Here is a 937-nt window from a genome sequence, read left to right as displayed (position 1 = left end):
CATGCGCGCGAAGGAACTGTGCACGCTCGATTATCTTCCCGATGACGTGCTCGCGTGTCTGGGCGAGCGGGCCACGGCTATTCGTCCAATGGGTGTCCCTACGAGAGATGAGGTAGCTATGGCGCGACGGTAACATTGGTGCGTCGCGAAACAGCGGAGATGTATTTGGTGAACGTTACATTCGTTGCCGGCGTATCGGTGGGGAATGTACGTCGCTGCTCTGGACGACCCCGCAACGATGGCGGATATCCCGACCGGGGCGAAGATGGGTGTCCTGTGACGGCCCGATCGCTCGGCGAAATCGTCACGTTCGACGGGGATTGCCGGCTGCACTGACGAAGAAATCGCGCTTGCACCAATGGCTGTTATCCGATGAAGGATAGCTAGGGCCATGACTGTCGATGAGTTGCCGCGCGGCACGGCACTCGCGCCCGAGAGCTGCGACGTCCGCTCTCCTTGTTACTCAAGGACGATGGGGCCTGCGGCATAAGTTTCCCACACAGACTGAGGAGCTTCAGACGTGAAAGTGACGATTCGCAAGGATAGACGAGGAGCATTGACCGCTTATGTCCCGAAAAAAGATCTTGAGGAGCCGATCGTTTCCGTTGCACGCGCACATATGTGGGGCGGGCTCATTACGCTGGCCAACGGCTGGCAGCTGGAGCTGCCCGAAATGGCACCTGATACCGCGCTTCCCGTCACTGTAGAAGCCCGGCGCGTGACGGGTAAGACGGAATGATATGGCGCTCGCCTCTGATTGGTAAACGTCACAACGACTTTGATATTGCCGATCTGCGGTATTACTCATAGGTCAGTAATTTAGCGGACAAGATTGTGAACTGGACGCCCTTGCCCCTGTTGAAGCCTCATATGAAAAGAGACGGCAGAGCGTTGGCTCACAATACCCTTGAAGAAATGCGGATCCTGGCGGTTCAAC

General features: G+C 57.0%; 1 protein-coding gene and 1 pseudogene. Both read left to right on the top strand.

Annotated elements, in window-relative coordinates; genetic code table 11:
- Nucleotides 1-133, top strand: a pseudogene (locus J8I87_RS45580) (nitrogen fixation protein NifZ); the annotation flags it as partial.
- A gap of 387 nt (nt 134-520) precedes the next feature.
- The gene (nifT, locus tag J8I87_RS44040) at nt 521-739 is read left to right on the top strand and encodes a putative nitrogen fixation protein NifT (protein WP_012406800.1); all 219 of its coding nucleotides are present in this window, start codon (nt 521-523) and stop codon (nt 737-739) included.
- The last annotated feature ends 198 nt before the right edge of the window (nt 740-937 follow it).

It is taken from the genome of Paraburkholderia sp. LEh10 (assembly GCF_017814945.1).
Lineage (GTDB): Bacteria > Pseudomonadota > Gammaproteobacteria > Burkholderiales > Burkholderiaceae > Paraburkholderia.
Note: the sequence above shows the minus strand (reverse complement) of the source record. Positions and strands in the feature narration are given on the sequence as shown.